This is a genomic window from Neoroseomonas terrae, assembly GCF_018129025.1.
Classification (GTDB): domain Bacteria; phylum Pseudomonadota; class Alphaproteobacteria; order Acetobacterales; family Acetobacteraceae; genus Neoroseomonas; species Neoroseomonas terrae.
Map to the genome: position 1 here is coordinate 78,635 of NZ_JAAEDI010000004.1, position 19,505 is coordinate 98,139.

The following is a 19,505-nucleotide window of genomic DNA, read 5'->3' on the forward strand; positions in this document are numbered from 1 at the left end:
GAAAAAGGGTGGGGGTTCGGGGGAGGTTCTCCTCCCCCGACCTTCAGCCGGCCAGCGCCTCGGCGAGCGGCGCGACGTCGGCCAACTCGTCCACCCGCCACAGCATCTCCAGCGCCTGCTTCGCACGCGCCTCGCCCAGCCGCGGCGCGGCGAGGCCGAGGAACTTCTCGATCACCGCCTCGTCGCTCAGTGGCTTGGTCGCGGAGCCGTAGGGCTCCATCACGGTGCGCCGCAGGACGCGGCCATCCGTGGTCGTCACGGCCACTTTCGCGCCGCGCTTGCGCGGGTAGATATCGTCGCACTCGGCCTCGACCTCGGTGAGGATGCGCGGGGCGAGGCCCAGGATCGCTTCGTCGGCGCGCTCCGCCTCCCCGAAATCGGCGAGCGTCACGCGGCCGCGCACGAGGGCGGTGGCGACAACGAAGGGGATGCTCATCTGCGCGGTGGTCATCTCGGACCAGCCGACCTTGCCGTGGGCCGCAGCGACGGCGTAGCTGCCGATGTCCACGGCCTTCACCTGGTCGGCGGTGAGGCCGTCATCCGCTGCCATTTCGAGTACCGCATCCACCATGGCGTGGATGTGCCGGCAGGAAGCGTAGGGCTTCATGTAGCAGTTCGCGACAGCGAAGCGGGACTTCGGGTGATTGTCGCCGGCCGCGAGGATGTCGAGCGTCGAATAGTCGAACTGGCCGGTATCCCCGCCGGCATAGGCGTTGAAGTAGCCGTCCTTGAACTCCAGCGCGCCGCGAGGTGCGGGCAGGCCAGCTTCGGTCAGCAGGGCGGCGAGCACGCCCTCGCGCGTGGCATGCCCCGGGTGGGTCCGCTTCACGTCGCCGCCTGCGAGGAAGGTGAAGAGGCCCGCGGCCGAGGAGGCGGCGGTGCCGATGACATTCTCCACTTGGTCGGCATCATAGTTGAGCAGCACGGCGGCGGTGCAGCCGGCGGCGAAAACGCCCGCGGTGCCGGTGTTGTGAAAGCCCCGCCAGCGTGCGCGGGGATGGCTGGCCGCCGAGATGCGGCAGGCGACCTCGTAACCGGCGACAACGGAGGCGAGGAAGGTCTCGCCGTCCACGTGGCGCTGCGCGCCGAGCGCCAGCGCAGCCGGGACGACGACGCCGCCGGGATGGACGGAACCGGCCCGATAGCCGTCGTCGAGTTCCAGCCCATGGCCGCAGGTGCCGCCGACATAGGCGGCGGAGAGCACGTCGTAGCGCTGCTGCACGCCGGCCATCGGGACCGTGCCAGCGCCGATGCCGGCGGCAGCGAAGGCCTTCTCCACCGATGCTGTCGCATCCTGCGTGGCGCCGGCGATCATCGCGCCGAGCGTGTCGATGGTGTGGCGCCGCGCGGCATGCCGTGCGAAATCGTCGACCTGCGCGAGGTCGAGGCCCGCCACGAACTCCGAGAGGACGCGCGTGGGGCCGGTCGTCGTGGCGCGGGCGTCTGGGATGGGCATGTCCATGGCTGCGTTTCCTTCTGCCTAAGCCCCGGCGGGCGGCTTGTTGTCATCTTGTGCGGACAAGATTATGACCGCGGCCATCTGAACGCAAGCTGGCGGCGACACGAGGAAACGAGAGCATGACCGAGCCCGACACCCTTCTCGAAGCGCAGGACGGGTTCGTCGTCACGCTGTCGATCAACCGGCCGCCCAACAACCACATCAACCGGGACCTGATCGTCCGCCTCGCCGAACGGCTGGAGGCGCTGGATGAGGATGAGGGCTGCCGCGCCATCGTGCTGACCGGCGCGGGCAAGCACTTCTGCGCGGGGGCAGATTTCTCGAAGGGTGATTCGGGCGGGCTGGCCTCGCCGGAGGGCAAGCCCGGGCGCATCCTGTATGTCGAGGCGACGCGGCTGTTCCGCACGCGGAAGCCCATCGTCGCGGCGGTGCAGGGGGCGGCGATCGGGGCGGGGCTCGGCCTGGCGGTGGTGGGCGATTTCCGCGTGACCTGTGCGGAGGCGCGGTATTCGGCGAATTTCGCCCGGCTCGGTTTCCATGCCGGCTTCGGGCTGTCCTACACGTTGCCGCGGCTGATCGGGGAACAGAAGGCCGCGCTGATGTTCTACACCGGTCGCCGCATCGATGGGACGGAGGCGGAACGCATCGGCCTGGCCGACATGCTGGTGCCGCAGGCGGAGGTCCTGCCCGCGGCGCAGGCGCTCGCGAAGGAGGTGGCGGTGTCCTCGCCGGCCGCGGTGCAAAGCATGCGGGCGTCGATGCGCCGCGACATGGCGGTGGAGTTCGAGCGCGCGACGGAGCGCGAGTTCCACCAGCAGAGCTGGCAGCGCCAGATGGAGGATTTCGCCGAGGGGCGCGCCGCGATGAGCGAGCGCCGCGAGCCGAACTTCAAGGGCCGCTGAGGGGATGAACGCGATCTCCGACCGCGCGGTGCTGGCCGATGCGATCTTCCGCCCGCGCGCCATCGCGCTGATCGGCGCGACCGCCGACCAGACGAAGAACAATGCGCGCGCCCAGCGCGTGCTGAAGAAGAACGGCTATGGCGGCCGCATCCTGCCGATCAACCCGAAGGCGGCGGAGATCATGGGGGATACGGCGTATCCCGATATCCGCGCGGCCCCCGGGCCGGTCGACCATGCCTTCATCATGGTGCCCGCGGCCGCGGTGCCGGACGCGATCGCCGGCTGTGTCGAGAAGGGCGTGAAGGTCGCGACGCTGTACAGCGCAGGCTTCGCGGAGCTGGGCGCCGAGGGGCGCGCGGCGCAGGACCGCATCGTCGCGATGGCACGCGAAGGCGGGCTGCGGCTGATCGGGCCGAACTGCCTCGGTCTGGTCAACGTCACCGATGGCGTGCCGATCACCAACAACGCGGCGGTCGAGGCCGAGGCGCTGAAGCCGGGCTGGCTCTCGGTGGTGTCGCAGAGCGGGTCGATCATGGGCGCGCTGCTGTCGCGCGCCATGGCCCGCAACTTCACCTTCGCGAAGCTGGTCAGCGTCGGCAATGAGAGCGACATCGGCGCCGGCGAGATGGCCGAGCTGATGGTCGAGGACGCGGCGACGCGTTGCGTGCTGATGTTCCTCGAAACGCTGCGCGATGCGCCGAAGCTGGCGGCGGCGGCGCGGCGCGCCCATGCGCTGGGCAAGCCCATCATCGTCTACAAGCTCGGCCGGTCGGATGTCGGGCGGCAGATCGCCGTGTCGCATACCGGCGCGATGGTGGGCGCGGATGAACTCGCCGCGACCTTCTTCCGGGAGAACGGCATCCTGCGTGTCGAGACCCTGGAAGCGCTGGTGGAACTGCCGCGACTGGTGCTGGGGCGCACGCCGCCCAAGGGCAATCGCGTCGCGGTGCTGACCGGCACGGGCGGCGGGGCCGCGATGGTGGTGGATGGTGTCGGGCTGCGCGGGGATGGCGTGGTCGGACCGACGCCGGAGATGCGGGCGCGACTGGCGGCCCAGGGCGTCGAGGTGAGCGACTCCCCGCTCATCGACCTGCCGATGGGCGGTGGCAAGGGCCAGTACACGACGGTGCTGAAGGAGCTTGTCGCATCTGACCATTGCGACGCGGTGGTCGCGGTGCTGGGTTCCACGGCCCGCCTGCGGCCGACGCAGGTGAACGATAACGTGCTCGACGTCTATGACGGGTCGAAGCCGATCGCCGTGTTTGCCGCACCCCAGGCGGATGAGGCGATCCGCATCTGCGACGAGGCCGGCATCGCGGCTTTCCGCACGCCGGAGACCTGTGCGGATGCGCTGCACACCTTCCTGAACTGGCGCGCGCCGAAGCCGGTGGAGAACGTGCCGGCTGCCGCCTGGCGCGGCGCGGCGGAGAAGCTCTACGCCGTCGGCGCGCCGCGGCTCGATGAGGCGCAGGCCTGCGGGGTGTTCGAAGCACTCGGCATCGAAGGCCCCGGCAGCCGCATCGTGGCGACCCCGGCCGAAGCGGCGGGCTTCACCGGGCCGGTCGCGGTGAAGCTGCTGTCGCCCGACATCCTCCACAAGACCGATGCCGGGCTGGTGCGGTTGAATGTCGAGGGCGATGCCGCGATCGGTGCGACCGTTGCCGAGCTGCTGAAGATCGCGGCGGAGAACTTCCCGAAGGCCGAGGTGAAGGGCGTGCTGGTCGCGCCGATGCATCGCGGCCTCGCGGAAGTCATCCTCGGTTATCGGCGCGATCCCGAGGTCGGGCCGGTGGTGATGCTCGGCATGGGTGGCGTGCTGGCGGAGCTGAAGCGCAGCTACTGCGTGCGGCTGGCGCCCGTGACCGAGGCGACCGCGATGGAGATGATCGCGGCGCTGCCGGAGCTGAAGCTGATCCAGGGGTTCCGCAACCTGCCGCGTGGCGATGTCGCGGCGCTGGCGCGCGCCATCCGTTCGATCTCGCTGCTCGCCTGCCTCGATGGCGCGGCCGTGCAGGAAGCCGAGATCAACCCCCTCATCATCCGTGCCGAAGGGCAGGGGGCCGTCGCGGTCGACGGTCTCATCGCCCTCGGCTGACCACGACAGGACGCGTAGCGATGACGATCATCACCGAAGAGGCCCGCATGCTGCAGGACCTCGTCGCCAAATTCGTGGAACGCGAGCTGATCCCGCTGGAGCCGGCCGTGCTGGCGCGCGAGGCATCGGGCCAGAAATGGGCGATGACCGAGGCGGAGGAATCCGCGGTCATGGCGAAGTGCAAGGAACTCGGCCTTTGGGGCCTGGACGTGCCGGAGGAGATGGGCGGCGCGAACCTCGACAACGTCACGCGCATGCTGGTGGAGGAGGAAGTCTCCCGCACCATCACGCCCTTCGAGTTCCCGCCCGACAGCCCGAACCTGCACATGATGCTGTCGGTGGTGAACGAGTATCAGCGCGAGCGGTATCTCCAGCCCTATGCCGACGGCACGGCGAAGTCGGGCATCGCGATCTCCGAGCCCGGCGCCGGCGGCGACCCGGCGGGCATGATCACCCGGGCGCGCAAGGACGGCACCGACTGGGTCATCAACGGCCGCAAGATCTGGGTCAGCCGCGTGCCGGCCGCGGACTTCATCATCGTCATGGCGCGCACCGGCGAGGGCAAGCGCGCCGAGGGCATGACCGCCTTCATCGTCGAGAAGGACACGCCGGGCTTCATCATCGAGCGCGAGATCAAGATGATCGGCGGCCGGCTGACCTATGAGCTGGTCTTCGACGAATGCCGCGTGCCGGAAAGCCAGGTGCTGGGCGCGCTCGGGCAGGGCTATGAGCCGATGCAGCTGCGGCTGAACGTGCGCCGCCTGCAGATGGGCGCTCGCTGCGTCGGGATGTGCCGCCGCGCCATCGAGATGATGACCGAGCAGGCGAAGCAGCGCGTGACCTTCGGCGTGCCGCTCGCCGAGCGCCAGGCCATCCAGTGGTGGATCGCGGATGCCGCCATCAAGATCCATGCGACGCGGCTGATGGTGCTGTCCGCCGCTGAGAAGATGGATCGCGGCGAGGACGTCAAGGACGAGGCGTCGATGATCAAGGTCTTCTCGACCGAGATGGCGCGCGACGTGCTGGACCAGGCCATGCAGACCTTCGGCGCCATGGGCATGACGAAGGAAATGCCGCTGCAGCTGTTCGCGCAGCAGGCGCGGCTGATGCGCATCTACGAAGGCCCGACCGAGGTGCATCGCATGGCGATCGCGAAGCGCGTGCTGCGGCGCGGTTCGGCGTTCTGACGCCGGCCGGCTTCCGCAGACCGGTCGGGGACGCCGGTCAGAGCCCGGCGAAAAGGCGCGTCGAGAGGTAGCGTTCCGCGAAGGAGGGGGCGATGGCGACGACGAGGCGCCCCTCCATCGGCCTCTCGCGCGCCACGACGAGCGCGGCGGCGAGGGCAGCGCCGGAGGAGATGCCGATCGGCAGTCCTTCCTCCCGCGCGCAGCGGCGCGCCATGTCGATGGCATCCTGCTCGCCGACACGCATGACGGCGTCGAGCAGGTCCAGTTCCAGCACGGCCGGCTTGAAGCCAGCGCCGATGCCCTGGATGTCGTGCGGACCGGGCTCTTCACCCGACAGCACGGCGGATTCGGCGGGTTCCACGCCGATCACGCGCAAACCGTTGCGGCGCGGCTTCAGTAGCCGGGCGATGCCGGTCAGCGTGCCGCCGGTGCCGATGCCGCCGACGACCGCATCGACCTCGCCGCCGGTGTCGGCCCAGATCTCCTCGGCCGTGGTCGCAGCGTGGATGTCGGGGTTCGCCGGGTTGTCGAATTGCCGCGGCATCCAGGCGCCGGGAGTGGAGGCGAGGATCGCCTCGGCGCGGGCTATGGCGCCGGCCATGCCACGCTTCGCGGGCGTCAACTCCAGCTCCGCGCCCATCAGCCGCATCATTCGGCGGCGTTCGATGCTCGCGCCGTCCGGCATCACGACGATCAGGCGGTAGCCCTTGGCCGCGGCGGCGAAGGCGAGGGCGATGCCGGTGTTGCCGGAGGTGGGTTCCACCAGCACGGAGCGGTCGGGCGCGATCAGACCGCCCCGTTCCGCGGCCTCGACCATCGCGAGGCCGATGCGGTCCTTCACCGAGCCCAGCGGGTTGAAGAATTCGAGCTTCAGGGCGACGCGCGCCGCCAGTCCCTCGGCTGCGGCCAGCCGCGGCAGCAGCACGAGCGGCGTGCCGCCCACCGTTTCGAGGATGCTGCCATAGAGGCGGCCGCGCGGGGCGGCGGTTGGCGTCGCCTCCATGGCTGCGGTGGTCCGCCGGGCGCGGCTTGGTGGGACGTTTCCTTTGGCCATGGGGAAGGGACGTATCACGGCTGCGCCGCGCCGTTCAGGGGGGAACGATCACTGTCGCCAAGCCACTTCGTGGAATTTTCCTTCGCGCGGCGCCCGGCGCCCCTCGCAATTCACGCTTCGGTGGCGTAAATAAAACGCGAGAACACTTCGGGAGGGATTCGCCATGCTGCTGCGCCGGGATCGCGCGCTGACGGCCGTCGCCATCATGCTCGACATCGCTTTCCATGCGGGGCGGACCGGGGAACTGGTTAGCGGCGCCGACGTCGCCGAGCGCATGGGCGCCGCCCGCCGGGGCGTCGAGCCCGTGTTCCAGGCGCTTTCCCGCGCCGGGCTGCTCGACAGCGTGCGCGGGCCGCGCGGGGGCTATCGGCTCGGCCGGCGTCCGCGCGAATTGCGCCTGTCGGACATTGTGGCCTGCGTGCGGGAGGATGCCGAACCCTCAGCCGAACTGACCGGCCGGCTGCAGGCGGCGGTGGTGATGCCGCTGTGGCGGGAGATGGATGCCGAGCTGCGGAACCGACTCGCCGGCGTCACCATCGAGGATCTGTTGAAGCGAGCACAGGCCGCCGGCCTGCGCCGCGCCGCGGTCGAGCCGCTGAACTTCGCCATCTGAACCGGCGCGGCACGCGCCACGGAATCACGAGCGGCATTCGGATAAATCGCGGGCGCCGACGGCGGAGGGCGGCCGGAGCCTCGCCGGCAGCATGAATGTGGCACGCCAGAGGCCGATGAGGGTCATCATTGGCGCGCGGATAGCTTTGTTCATAAAAAACTAATCGAAATCGTTTATTGGTTGACTTCACGCTCGTGAATCGCTTGTTATTCGTCCATGGACACGCGCAGCGCATCGCTCCGGATGATGAGGCTTTCCGCCGCGGCCCCGCCCGCGGGGATGGGGCGCTGTCGCGGCGGCTGTCGGCGCGCCGGCTGACCGGAGCCGTCCTGCTCCGGCCGGCATCCTGATCCGGCCGCCATCGCCACCCCGCCGATGCCTTAGCGGCCACGCGACACCTCACATTCCGAAGGGCTTCAACCGATGACCCCTGCGAACCCCGAGCCTGGCACCCGCCAGGCCGGCCGGCCGCACGATGCTGTCCTGCGCCCCATTGGCCGGACTGCCGCCCCGCGGCGCGCGGACGATGCCGTGCAGCCGGCGGCTGCTGCCCTCAGCCCCGTGCTTCAGGCCATTGCGACTGCCGCGGCCGGGCATGACCGGGACGGTAGCTTTCCCGTCGACAGCCTGGCCCGCCTGCGCGACGCCGGCGTCCTCGCCCTGACCGTGCCGACGGCGCTCGGTGGCGGCGGGGCTGGTCTGGTCCTGGCGGCGGAGGCCGTACAGCAGGTCGGCAGCGCCTGCCCGGCGACGGCGCTGGTGCTGGCGATGCAGCTCACGCGCCAGGCCGCCATCGCACGCAACCCCGCTTGGCCGGCGCATCTGCGCCAGCGCGTGGGGCGTGAGGCCGTGACCGACGGTGCGCTGATCAATTCGCTCCGCGTCGAACCGGAACTCGGTTCCCCGACGCGCGGCGGCCTGCCGGACACGGTCGCGCGGCTGCGCGCGGGGCATTGGTCGATCAGTGGACGCAAGCGCTACGCGACCGGCGCGCCGGGGCTGCGCTGGATGGAGGTGCTGGCCCGCACCGAGGAGGAGACCCCGCGCATCGGCAGCTTCCTGGTGTCCGCGGATGCCGCCGGCATCGAGATCGTCGAAACCTGGGACCATCTCGGCCTGCGTGGTTCGGGCAGCCACGACGTCGTGTTCAGCGAGGTCGCGGTGCCGCTGGACCACGGTATCGGTCTCGTGCCCGCCGGCGAATGGGGGCGGCCCGACCCGGTGCAGGCCGCCTGGAACACCCTGCTCGTCTCGGCCGTCTACAGCGGGGTGGCCCGCGCGGCGCGGGACTGGGTCGTCCGCTTCGTGAAGACGCGCGTGCCGTCGAACCTTGGCGCGCCGCTCGCGACCCTGCCGCGCGTCATCGAGACGGTCGGCGCGATCGAGGGCGCCATCGCGGCCAATGCCCGCATCACGGAGGCCATCGCTTCCGCCACGGATGCGGGCTTCCCGCCGGCCGCGGCGGAAAACGGCCTGCTCAAGGTGACGCAGACTGAGAATGCGGTGCGGGCCGTGGAACTCGCGGTCTCGCTCGCCGGCAACCACGCGCATGACCGCGCGCATGCCTTGGAACGGCATTGGCGCGACGTGCAATGCGCGCGCGTCCATGCGCCGACCGCCGACGCCGCCCATACCGCAGGGGGCCGTGCCGCGCTCGCTGCCAGCAAGCCCCTGGAGACACTGCAGTGACCATCATCCGCCGCCGCGCCCTGCTGACGGGCGTGCTCGCCCTGCCGGCCATCGCCCAGGCCAATGAGGCCTTCCCGTCCCGCCCCATTCGCTATGTCTGCCCGTTCCCGCCGGGGGCCACGAACGACAACGTCTCCCGCACCATGTCGCGGGCGTTGCAGGCGCGGCTCGGCGTGCCGGTGGTGGTCGAGAACCGCGCCGGTGCCGGCGGTGCGGTCGGCGCACGCTTCGTCGCGGAAAGCAGGCCGGACGGGACGACGCTGCTGAATGCCTCGGCGGGCAACCTGACAATCGCGCCGCACCTCTCGGCGGTGGGCTACGACCCGCTGCGCTCCTTCGCGCCGGTCGCCTCGGCCGGGGAGAGCTACAGCATCGTGGCGGTGCATCCGTCCCTGCCGGTGAACAACCTGGCGGAACTCATCGCCTATGGCCGTGCCCATCCGGGCAAGCTGAACTACGCCTCCGCGGGCATCGGGTCGGGCGGCCATCTGCGCGGCGCGCTGCTCGCCGACGAGGGCGGCTTCGAGGCCGTCCACGTGCCCTATCCGGGCAGTGCGCCGGCGGCGAACAGCGTCGTCGCGGGCGATTGCCACATGATGCTGGACCCCATCACGGCGCCGCATGTCGTGGGCGGGCGGCTGCGCGCCATCGCCTCGCTGGGTGAGGACCGCTGGGATGCCTTCCCCGAGCTACCGACGGCGCTGGAGCAGGGCGTCGGGCGAAACTGGCCGTCGGGCGGTTGGTTCGGGCTGTTCGCGCCGGCCGGTACGCCGCCGGACATCGTCGAGCGCCTGAACGCCGCATTCAACGAGGGCCTGGCGGACCCAGAGGTCGCCGCCACGCTGCGCCGCTTCGGCCTGCGGCCCGAGGCCCTGACCCCCGAGCAGCTCGGCGCCCGCGTCGCGGCGGACCACGCCGTGACCGGCGAAGCGCTGCGCCGCCTGTCCATCGTCTGAGGAGCAATCGCCATGTCCGCCCACGACATCGAGTTCATCGGCATGATCTCCCACCGCGCGCAATCGGAGATCCATCCGCCCACCGGCCCGGTGCTCGACCCGGCTTACGTGGCGCGTTTCGCGCGGGTACATGAGGAGGGCGGCTTCGACCGTGTCCTCGTCGCCTGGCATTCCAGTCATCCCGACGCGCTGCTGGTGGCGAGCCACGCGTCTGCAAATACGACGCGGATCGGCTTCATGGTCGCGCACCGGCCAGGCTTCATCGCGCCGACGGTCGCGGCCAGGCAGTTCGCGACCTTCGACCAGTTCTCCGGCGGGCGCGCGGCTATCCATATCATCACAGGCGGCAACCCGGCCGAGCAGCAGCAGGACGGGGATTTTCTCGACCACGACCAGCGGTATGCGCGCAGCGACGAGTATGTCGGGCTGCTGCGCCGCGTCTGGACCAGCGATGCGCCGTTCGACCATGAGGGCGCGTATTACCGGGTGAAGGGCGCCTTCTCGGAGATCAAGCCGGTCCGGAAGCCGCATATCCCGATCTTTTTCGGCGGCTCCTCTCACGCCGCGGTCGAGGCGGCGGGGCGCCACGCGGATGTCTACGCCTTCTGGGGGGAGACGCTGGAGCAGGCGCGCGAGACCATCGCCCGGGTACGGGCGAGCGCGGCGCGGGCGGGGCGCGACCCGGCCTCGATCCGCTTCAGCCTGTCGGTGCGGCCGGTGCTGGGCGCGACCGAGGAACAGGCCTGGACGCGGGCGAATGACATCCTGGAGCGCATTCGCGCGCTGCGAGGCGACCGCTTCGGCATGGCCAACCCCAAGCCGGAGAGCGAGGGCTCGCGCCGGCTGCTCGAGGCGGCGAGGGGCGGAAGGGTGCGCGACCGCCGGCTATGGACCGAGGTCGCGGCCGCCGTCGGGGCGGGGGCGAACACCACGGCGCTGGTCGGCACGCCGGAGCAGGTCGGGGAGGCGCTGGCCGAATATCACGCGCTCGGCGTCACGACCTTCCTGATCCGCGGCTTCGATCCGCTGGAGGACGCCATCGCCTATGGGCGGGAACTTCTGCCGGCGACGCGCGCGATCGTCGCGGCCCGGCGCAGGGCCGCGGCGGCCTGACGGCCACGCCGCGCCGATGGCTGACCTGCAGGATGGGGGGGTTCACGCGGGTGCGATAATTCCACATATCGCGCCGATCATGCGTGAATTGGATACTCCCCCCGCGATCCGGCTGACCGGGTTGCGCAAGCGTTTCGCGGCCGGCGGCACGGTGGCGCTGGACGATGTGTCGCTCGAGGTCGCCCAGGGCGGCATCTTCGGCATTGTCGGCCGGTCCGGCGCCGGCAAGTCCACGCTGATCCGGTCGGTGAATCTGCTGGAGCGGCCGGATGCCGGGCGCGTCGAGGTGCTGGGCGCGGATATGCTGGCGCTGGGCGAGAGCGCGTTGCTGGCGGCCCGGCGCGGCATCGGCATGGTGTTCCAGCATTTCAACCTGCATGCGCGCCGGACGGTGGCGGAGAACGTCGCCTTCCCGCTGGAGGTCGCCGGCCTGCCGCGGGCAGAGCGCGCGGCGCGCGTGGCCGAGATCCTGCCGCTGGTCGGGCTCGAGGCGAAGCGGGACAACTATCCCGCGCAGCTTTCCGGCGGGCAGAAGCAGCGCGTGGGCATTGCGCGCGCGCTGGCCTCGCGGCCGCGCATCCTGCTGTCGGACGAGGCGACGAGCGCGCTCGACCCCGAGACGACGCAGGAGATCCTGGCCCTGCTACGGGCGCTGCGCGACCGGCTGGACCTGACGGTGCTGCTGATCACGCATGAGATGGGCGTGGTGAAGGCGATCTGCGACCAGGTTGCGGTCATGGAGGCCGGGCGGATCATCGAGCAGGGGCGCGTCTTCGACGTCTTCACCCGCCCCGCGCACGCCACGACGCGGCGCTTCGTCGCGGAGGTCATTGGCCATGCGGTGCCGGCGGGCACGCTCGCGCGGCTTCCCGCCCCGGGGGAGGGGCAGGAGCGCCGCCTGGTGCAGGTGGTCTTCGCCGGGCCGAACAGCACCCGCGCCGTGGTCAGCGAAGCGAGCCGCGATTTCGGCATCGACATCAACATCATCTCGGGCCGGGTGGACGAGATCGCGGGCGAGCCGTTCGGGGTGATGGCGCTCGCGGCCTATGGCCCGCCGGGCCGCGTCGGTGCCGCGCTCGACTGGATGCGCGGCCTCGGCCTGGACGTCACGGAGATCGCCCCATGAGCTGGCTGACCCCCGCCATGCAGGACCTATTGCTGGAGGCGTTGTGGCAGACGGCCCTGATGGTCGGCGCCAGTGCCGCCATCGCCGTCGTGATCGGCCTGCCAATCGCGCTGCTGCTCTATGCCACGGGGCCGGACGGGCTGCGCCCGGCGCCCTGGATCAACCGTCCGGTCGGGCTGCTGGTGAATGCGGCGCGCTCGACGCCCTTCATCATCCTGATGGTGGCGATCATTCCCTTCACCCGGCTGGTGGCCGGTACCTCGATCGGTACGACGGCGGCGATCGTGCCGCTGGCCATGGCGGCGACGGCCTTCCTCGCGCGGTTGTTCGAGAACGCGCTGCGCGAAGTGGACAAGGGCGTGATCGAGGCGGCGCGCGCCATGGGGGCATCGCGGCTGCAGATCCTGCTGAAGGTCTTGGTGCCGGAGGCACTGCCGTCCCTGATCGCGGCGACGACCGTCGCACTCGTCTCGCTGGTCGGTTTCTCGGCCATGGCGGGCGCGGTCGGCGGCGGCGGGCTCGGCGATCTCGGCATCCGCTTCGGCTACCAGCGCTTCATGCCGGAAGTCATGGCAACCGTCGTCCTCATCCTCATCTTCCTGGTGCAGGGGCTGCAATCCTTCGGGGATTGGCTGGTCCGCCGCACCTCGCATCGCTGATGGAGCTGCCTGTCATGTTGTCCCGTCGTCTGCTCACCCTCGCGGCGCTCGCCGCGCCCGCCGTCGCGCAGGCGCAGGAGATGGGCTCCGCGCAGCGGCCAATCCGTATCGCCGGCACGGCCGGTCCGCATTCCGAGGTGCTCGACAAGGTGAAGGAGATCGCGGCGCGCGACGGCCTGAACATGCGCGTCATCGAGTTCCGGGACTACATCCAGCCGAACGCGGCGCTGGCAGCCGGCGACCTCGACGCCAACAGCTACCAGCACCAGCCCTTCCTCGACCAGCAGGTGCGCGACCGGGGGCTGCGCATCGTCAGCGTGGGCAAGACCCTCGTCTTCCCGATGGGCATCTATTCGCGCCGGCATCGTGCTCTGGATGCCGTGCCGGCAGGCGGGCGCATCGCCATCCCGAACGATCCGACCAATGGCGGGCGCGCGCTGGTGCTGCTGGCGAAGAACGGCGCCTTCAGCCTGCGGGAAGGGGCGGATTTCTCCGCCTCCGTCGCCGACATCACCGCCAACCCACGCCGCCTGCGGGTCATCGAGCTGGAAGCCGCGCAGATCCCCCGCGCGCTGGAGGAACTGGAGGCCGCGGCGATCAACACCAATTTCGCGATCCCGGCCGGGCTGAACCCGGTGCGCGATTCCATCGCGCTGGAAGCCGCCGACAGCCCCTATGCCAACCTGATCGCGGTGCGCGAGCAGGACCGCAATGCGCCGTGGGTGCCGCGCCTCCTCGCCGCCTACCAGAACCAGGAGGTGAAGGATTTCGTGCAGGCGACCTTCCAGGGCGCCGTGGTTCCGGCCTTCTGAGGAGATGCGCCCCATGTTGCGACGGTCGATCCTCGCCATTCCCGCACTGCTGCCGGGCCTCGCCCTCGCGCAGGGTGCCGAGCCCGGCACGGCGGCGCGCCCCTTGCGCGTCGGCGTGACCAACGGCGTCCATGCCCAGGTCTTCGAGAAGGTGAGCGAGGTCCTCGCGCGCGACCGCTTCGTCACGCGGGCGGTCGAGTTCGGCGACTTCATCCAGCCCAATGCCGCGCTCGCCGCCGGGGATCTCGATGCCAACGCCTATCAGCACCTGCCGTTCCTGGAGGCGCAGCGGGTGCAGCGCGGCTACGACTTCGTGCCGGTGGGAAAGACCGTACTGACGCTGATGGGCGTCTTCTCGCGCCGGCATGCGACCCTCGCCGCGCTGCCGCAGGGCGGGCGCATCGCCATCCCGAACGACCCGACGAATGGCGGCCGCGCGCTGCTGCTGCTCGCGCAGAACGGTGCGTTCAGGCTGCGCGACGGGGCGGACCACCGCGCGACGGTCGCCGACATCGCCGAGAATCCGAAGCGCTTGCGAATCCTCGAGCTGGAGGCGGCCTCGATCGTCCGGTCGCTGCAGGATGTCGATGCCGGCGCGATCACCGGGAACTACGCAGTGCCGGCGGGGCTGAACCCGCTGCGCGACGCGCTGGCGCGGGAGACGGAGCAAAGCGTCTACACCGTGCTCGTCGTGGTCCGCCGCGCGGACCAGGAGCAGCCCTGGGCGCGGCGGCTCGCCGCCGGCTATGGGCATCCCGAGGTCCGCGCCTTCGTCGAGGCGACCTTCGGCGGCGCGGTGATCTCCGGCGCCTGAGGCGCGGGGCCGCCTCACGCTTCCGAGAGGTGGCGGCCCTTTTGTTGAATGATCGCACCGCGATCGTGCTATCGCTCCGATGCCACAGCATCGGAGCGGGAAATCGTGCAGCAAACCATTGCGGTGATCGGGGCCGGCTTCAGCGGGACCCTGCTTGCCCTCCATCTGCTGCGCCGGTGCCCGCCGACGACCAGTGTCGTGCTGATCGAGCGGAACAGCGGCTTTGGCCGGGGCCAAGCCTATGCTACGGGCAACGCCAACCACCTGCTGAACGTCCCGGCCGGGCGTATGAGCGCCTTCCGCGACCGCCCGGATGACTTCGTGGCCTGGCTGCAACGCCAGGCTGGCGCCGACGGCACCGCCGCCCCGGCACCGGGCGCCTTCATTTCACGCGGTCTGTTCGGGAATTATGTCCGGCACCTTCTGGAGGTGGAGCGGCAGGCGCCCGGGCGTGGCGAGCGCCTGCTGCTGCTGCAGGGCGACGTCGTCGGGCTGCGCAAGCATCCCGGCAGCTTGGCGCTGCTGATGGCGGATGGGCGGGAGGTGCCGGCGGGCCTCGCCGTGCTCGCGGTCGGCAACTTCCCGCCGGAACTGCCGCCGGGCGCCGACCCGGGCGCCGTCGACCGCCCCTGGTATCGGCCAGACCCCTGGGCGCCCGACACTTTTTCAGAGCTCGACGCCGACGCGCCGGTGCTGCTGATCGGCACCGGGCTTAGCACGGTGGATGGCGTCGTCTCGCTGCTCGATGCCGGCCATCGCGGGCCGATCCATGCGCTGTCGCGCCGGGGCCTGCTGCCGCGCTCCCACGCACGGCGGGCCGACGTGATTCTGCCATCCCAGGTGCCGCCGCTGCCGACCGCACTGTCCGCCCTGACGCGGCTGGTGCGCGACCAGGCGCGCCGCCGCGTCACGCAGGGCGGGTCGTGGCACGCGGTCGTGGATGCGCTGCGGCCCTTCACGCAGGAGCTGTGGCAGGCGATGGCGCACGACGAGAAGGCGCGCTTCCTGCGCCACCTCCGCCCCTGGTGGGACGTGCACCGCCATCGCATGGCCGTGCCGGTCGCGGAGCGCATCGAGGCGGCGCTGGCATCGGGCCAGTTCCGCATCCATGTCGGGCGCATCCGGCAGATCCGCGACGAAGGCGACGGCGCCGCCGTGGACTTCCGCCGCCGTGCGGATGGCCAGGAGGAGACGCTGACGGTCGCGCGCATCGTCAACTGCGCGGGTCCGGGCTGCGACTATGACCGCATCCGCGATCCGCTGGTGCGCGACCTGCTGGCCACGGGCCATGCGCGGCCGGACCCGTTCCGCCTCGGCCTCGACATCACCGGCGCCTGCGCGGTGCGGGCTGCGGATGGAGCGATCTCTCGGCGCATCTTCGCGGTCGGGCCAGTGACCAAGGCGGCGTTCTGGGAGATGACCGCCGTGCCGGACATCCGGCGCCAGTGCGAGGCACTGGCGGAACACCTGGCGGCGGTGGTCGCGGTGTCCCCGCCGCTCGCGGTGCCGGCGGTCTGACGGCCCTATCAACCGAGCCCGGTCGGCTCCGGCGACGCTGCCGGCCGCCTGATGCCGGCCTGGCGCAGCGTGCGTTCCAGCAACTGGCTGTAGATCGGCCGGCCGCCGGCCCATTGCGCGGCGAGGTCGGCGACGCCGCAGGTGATCAGCAGCGGCACCACCAGCGCGTAGGAGCCGGTGAGCTCCAGCGCCAGCGCGACGCCGACGATCGGCGCGCGGATCGAGGCGGAGAACAGCCCGCCCATCGCCACGATGGCGAAGGCGAGCGGCACGATGCCGGCATCCGGCAGCAGCATCCGCGCGGCTTCCCCGAAGGCGAAGCCGATGCAGACGGCGAGGGTGAGCATCGGCGCGAAGATGCCGCCGGGCACGCCGCTCGAATAGCTGCCGATGGTGGTGAGGAAGCGGATCCCGGCGAGCAGGAGCAGCGCCGACAGCCCGGGATGGGCGGCGGCGAGCTGGAGGATGACGCCGTCGCCGCCTGTCACGGATTGCGGCAGCAGGATGACCAGCGCGCCGACGGCGAGCCCGATCACCGCCGGATACAGGTAGGGGGCATGACGCTGGCAGCGCGCGCTGAACTCGACGGCCCCGAGGATGGCGGCGTTGAGCGCCACGCCGGCCACGCCCAGCACTGCGCCGAGCAGCAGGAAGGCCGGCAGCAGACTCAGCGGTACGCTCTCGACCAGTAGCGGCAGGTCGGCGCCGGTGCCGATTATTGCCTGCGTGACCACCGTGGAGGTCACCGCCGCGAAGACGACACCGAGATAGGTGCGGAAGGTGTAGGGAAATTCGCGGTGGGTTTCCTCGACGACGAACAGCACCGCGGCGAGCGGTGCGTTGAAGGCGCAGGCGAGGCCTGCCGCCGCGCCGGAGGCCAGCAGGCCGCGGCGCTCCAGCTCGCTGACCCGGAAGAACTCGGCCACGGCCGCGGCTGCCGAGGCGCCGATATGGATCGTCGGCCCTTCGCGGCCGAGCACGAGGCCCGAGGAGATCGCGGTCACGCCGGCGACGAACTTCACCGGCAGCACGCGGCGCCAGCGCACCGGGCGCAGGCCTTCCATCGCGCCTTCGATTTCCTGCACGCCGCTGCCGCCGGCTTCGGGGGCGAAGCGGCGGACGATGAACACGGCGAGCAGCGTGCACAGCATGGTCACCAGCGCCGCCGCGCCGACCAGGTGCCAGCCCTGGACCACCTGCTCCAGCCAACGCGGCCAGACCATCAGGTGATTGATGGCGAGGTGGAAGAAGGAGCCGATCACGCCGGCGAGCGCGCCAGCTAGGATGGTGAGCGCCGCGTAGCGCGCCTCTCCCCGCGCATCGCCCGGTTGGCCCTGGGCCAGAAGTTCCTCGTCCATCAGCCTCGCGACGCCTCGGTGCCGCGGCGACCATGCGTCGGGCGCTTTGCGGGGGTCAACCTCGGGCGGGCGATGCGCCGGCGGCGAATCGGCCCACCAGGCGGTGTCGGTCGCCGGCGTGCCAAAGGCGCGCGAAGGTGACGGGCGTGGCGCCGTTCCAGGTCCGGCGTTCCACCACCAGCGCGGCCGCCCCGCGCGTCATGCCAAGCAGCGTCGCGACGCGCGCCGGTGCCGCAGTGGCGTGGATGGCATGCTCGGCCTCGGTCCAGGGGACGTGATCGAGCAGCCAGCGGCCGGGCGGGGTGGTGGAGAAGGGCGCGGCCGCTGCGTCCGGGGCGGCGTCGAGGTTGATCAGCCGTTCCTCCACCTGCATCGGCGTCGCGTCGGCGAGATGGCGCGTCGTGATGTCGAGCAACGGCGTGCCCGCGGCGAGGTCCATTTCCTCGCCCGTTGCGGGGCGGATGGTGCGGGACAGGATGTCGAAGCGGTGCTGCTGGCCGGCGGCGGCGATCTCGGCGCCGATGTCCCAGATCTCGAAGACGGCGCGGCCGCGGGCTTCGGGGCTCGCGACCGTGCCGGCGCGGCGGTTGCGGCGGACGAGGCCCTCGGCGGCCAGCGCCGCGACGGCGCGATGGACCGTCATACGGGAGGCACCGAACAGCGCCATCAGTTCGTTCTCGGGCGGGATACGGCCGCCGGGGGGAATACGCCCTGTGAGGATTGCGCTGCCCAGGGCGCGGCGGATCTGGGCGTGCAGCGGGCCGTCGCCGTCGAGGGTGAGCGCGGTCATGCGGCGAGGATGCGGGTGAGCACGGCGGCGACGCGGCGTTCGGCGGCGGCGCGGGCGGGATGGGCGCCGGCTTCGACCACGCGGGCGCCGCGGACCCAGACCTCGCTGATGGCGCCGTCGCGGGCGGCGAAGACGAGGCTGTCGAGGATACGGTCGCCGTGGCGTGCCGCGAGGGCGGGGGCGGCGGGGTCGAGCAGGACGAGATCAGCGAAAGCGCCGGGTGCAATGCCGGCGGGCGCGGCGGCGAGGGCCTGAGCACCGCCTGTCAGCGCGGCCTGCCAAAGTGCGACCGCGGTGGAGCCGCCACGCGGGGCGAGGGCGTTGCGCGTGCGATGGGCGAGGCGCTGGGAATACTCCAGCGTGCGGAGTTCAGCGGGCGCGGAGATCAGCACGTTGGAATCCGTGCCGACGCCGAAGCGGCCGCTCGCTGCGCGATAGGAAATCGCGGGGAAGGTGCCGTCGCCGAGGTTGCTCTCGGTGACGGGGCAGAGGCCGATGACGGCGCGAGCGTCAGCTACGCGGGCGAGTTCGGCCGCGGTGCCATGGGTCGCGTGGATCAAGCAGGTGCGGGCGTCGACCAGGCCGGCATCGAGCAGGGCCGCGATCGGCGGCTGGCCGAGGATGCGCTGCGCGGCCTCGACTTCCTTCACCTGCTCGGCGGCGTGGATGTGCAGGGGTTCGTCCCGGTGTGCCATGGCGCGGACGGCGCGGATTTCCTCGATCGTCGCGGCGCGCAGCGAATGCGGGGCGAGGCCGAAGGTCGCGCCCGGCAGGGCGGCGATGGCGCGGCGGCTGCCCTCGGCCAGCGCGGCGAAGCTGTCGAGGTCGTTGAGGAAGCGGCGCTGACCGGGAACGGGTGGCGCGCCGCCGATTTCGCCATGCGCATAGAAGCAGGGCAGGAGGGTGAGGTTGATGCCGGTGGTTGCCGCCGCGGCGGCGATGCGGGCGGCCATCTCGGCATGGTCGGCGTAGCGCGAGCCGTCCGGCGCGTGGTGCAGGTAGTGGAACTCGCCGACCCGGGTGAAGCCGGCCTCCAGCATCTCGGCATAGGCGAGGGTGGCGATCGCCTCGACATCGTCCGGGGTGAGATGGGCGAGGAAGCGGTACATCAACTCGCGCCAGGTCCAGAAGGAATCCTCGCTGTCGCCGGCATGCTCCGTCAGGCCGGCCATGCCGCGCTGGAAGGCGTGGGAATGGAGGTTGGGCAGGCCGGGAAGGGCGACCAGGCGGCCGGGTTCGGCGTCGGGCGTGACGCTCGCGATGCGGCCATCCGCCTGGATCTCGATGCGCACGTCGCGGCGCCAGCCGTCGGGCAGCAGGGCTTCCGAAAAAACGAGCTTGCGCATCGGCGGGGCTCCGG

General features: G+C 71.2%; 17 protein-coding genes. 12 read left to right on the plus strand and 5 right to left on the minus strand.

Annotated elements, in window-relative coordinates:
• Positions 1-43: 43 nt before the first annotated feature.
• A complete protein-coding gene (locus GXW78_RS04290; RefSeq protein WP_211866352.1) occupies positions 44-1,462 on the minus strand; it encodes an MmgE/PrpD family protein in 1,419 nt (472 codons plus the stop codon).
• Between the two features lie 116 nt (positions 1,463-1,578).
• Here GXW78_RS04290 and GXW78_RS04295 point away from each other — a divergent pair, with 116 nt between their 5' ends.
• The 3 genes from GXW78_RS04295 to GXW78_RS04305 are packed head-to-tail and all read left to right on the plus strand — an operon-like array spanning position 1,579 to position 5,643.
• A complete protein-coding gene (locus GXW78_RS04295) occupies positions 1,579-2,361 on the plus strand; it encodes an enoyl-CoA hydratase/isomerase family protein (protein ID WP_211866354.1) in 783 nt (260 codons plus the stop codon).
• Between the two features lie 4 nt (positions 2,362-2,365).
• Positions 2,366-4,456: an acetate--CoA ligase family protein gene (locus GXW78_RS04300; RefSeq protein WP_211866356.1), complete on the plus strand. Its 2,091-nt coding sequence runs from the start codon at positions 2,366-2,368 to the stop codon at positions 4,454-4,456.
• A gap of 20 nt (positions 4,457-4,476) precedes the next feature.
• Positions 4,477-5,643, plus strand: a complete 1,167-nt coding sequence (locus GXW78_RS04305) for an acyl-CoA dehydrogenase family protein (protein WP_211866358.1) — start codon at positions 4,477-4,479, stop codon at positions 5,641-5,643.
• A 37-nt stretch (positions 5,644-5,680) separates the two neighbouring features.
• On the opposite strand, the gene cysK is transcribed toward GXW78_RS04305, so the two are convergent.
• Positions 5,681-6,646 (minus strand): cysteine synthase A, encoded by a 966-nt coding sequence (gene cysK, locus GXW78_RS04310; RefSeq protein ID WP_211866359.1) that lies wholly within the window; start codon positions 6,644-6,646, stop codon positions 5,681-5,683.
• A 214-nt stretch (positions 6,647-6,860) separates the two neighbouring features.
• On the opposite strand from cysK, the gene GXW78_RS04315 reads away from it, so the two are divergent.
• The 9 genes from GXW78_RS04315 to GXW78_RS04355 all read left to right on the plus strand — a co-directional run bounded on the left by GXW78_RS04315 (position 6,861) and on the right by GXW78_RS04355 (position 15,997).
• Complete coding sequence (locus tag GXW78_RS04315; protein WP_211866360.1) at positions 6,861-7,310, plus strand: RrF2 family transcriptional regulator; 450 nt, start codon at positions 6,861-6,863, stop codon at positions 7,308-7,310.
• A gap of 561 nt (positions 7,311-7,871) precedes the next feature.
• Positions 7,872-8,999, plus strand: coding sequence for an acyl-CoA dehydrogenase family protein (locus GXW78_RS04320; RefSeq protein WP_338147683.1), 1,128 nt, complete (start codon positions 7,872-7,874; stop codon positions 8,997-8,999).
• Entirely contained in the window at positions 8,996-9,955 is a 960-nt protein-coding gene (locus GXW78_RS04325; protein WP_211866362.1) for a Bug family tripartite tricarboxylate transporter substrate binding protein, read from the plus strand. The genes GXW78_RS04320 and GXW78_RS04325 overlap by 4 nt, the downstream gene beginning before the upstream one ends.
• A gap of 12 nt (positions 9,956-9,967) precedes the next feature.
• Positions 9,968-11,068 (plus strand): LLM class flavin-dependent oxidoreductase, encoded by a 1,101-nt coding sequence (locus tag GXW78_RS04330; protein WP_211866363.1) that lies wholly within the window; start codon positions 9,968-9,970, stop codon positions 11,066-11,068.
• A 79-nt stretch (positions 11,069-11,147) separates the two neighbouring features.
• A complete protein-coding gene (locus GXW78_RS04335) occupies positions 11,148-12,194 on the plus strand; it encodes a methionine ABC transporter ATP-binding protein (RefSeq protein WP_211866364.1) in 1,047 nt (348 codons plus the stop codon).
• Positions 12,191-12,853, plus strand: a complete 663-nt coding sequence (locus GXW78_RS04340; protein ID WP_211866366.1) for a methionine ABC transporter permease — start codon at positions 12,191-12,193, stop codon at positions 12,851-12,853. The genes GXW78_RS04335 and GXW78_RS04340 overlap by 4 nt, the downstream gene beginning before the upstream one ends.
• 14 nt (positions 12,854-12,867) lie before the next feature.
• Entirely contained in the window at positions 12,868-13,665 is a 798-nt protein-coding gene (locus tag GXW78_RS04345) for a MetQ/NlpA family ABC transporter substrate-binding protein (RefSeq protein ID WP_211866368.1), read from the plus strand.
• A gap of 13 nt (positions 13,666-13,678) precedes the next feature.
• Positions 13,679-14,479: a MetQ/NlpA family ABC transporter substrate-binding protein gene (locus tag GXW78_RS04350; protein ID WP_211866369.1), complete on the plus strand. Its 801-nt coding sequence runs from the start codon at positions 13,679-13,681 to the stop codon at positions 14,477-14,479.
• A 105-nt stretch (positions 14,480-14,584) separates the two neighbouring features.
• Entirely contained in the window at positions 14,585-15,997 is a 1,413-nt protein-coding gene (locus GXW78_RS04355) for an FAD/NAD(P)-binding protein (RefSeq protein WP_211866370.1), read from the plus strand.
• Between the two features lie 8 nt (positions 15,998-16,005).
• On the opposite strand, the gene clcA is transcribed toward GXW78_RS04355, so the two are convergent.
• Genes clcA through GXW78_RS04370 form a run of 3 tightly spaced genes read right to left on the minus strand, consistent with a single transcriptional unit; the run spans position 16,006 to position 19,491 of the window.
• Positions 16,006-17,355 (minus strand): H(+)/Cl(-) exchange transporter ClcA, encoded by a 1,350-nt coding sequence (gene clcA, locus GXW78_RS04360; protein ID WP_211866371.1) that lies wholly within the window; start codon positions 17,353-17,355, stop codon positions 16,006-16,008.
• A 55-nt stretch (positions 17,356-17,410) separates the two neighbouring features.
• A complete protein-coding gene (locus GXW78_RS04365; RefSeq protein ID WP_211866372.1) occupies positions 17,411-18,145 on the minus strand; it encodes a UTRA domain-containing protein in 735 nt (244 codons plus the stop codon).
• A complete protein-coding gene (locus tag GXW78_RS04370; protein WP_211866373.1) occupies positions 18,142-19,491 on the minus strand; it encodes a formimidoylglutamate deiminase in 1,350 nt (449 codons plus the stop codon). The genes GXW78_RS04365 and GXW78_RS04370 overlap by 4 nt, the downstream gene beginning before the upstream one ends.
• Between the last annotated feature and the right edge of the window lie 14 nt (positions 19,492-19,505).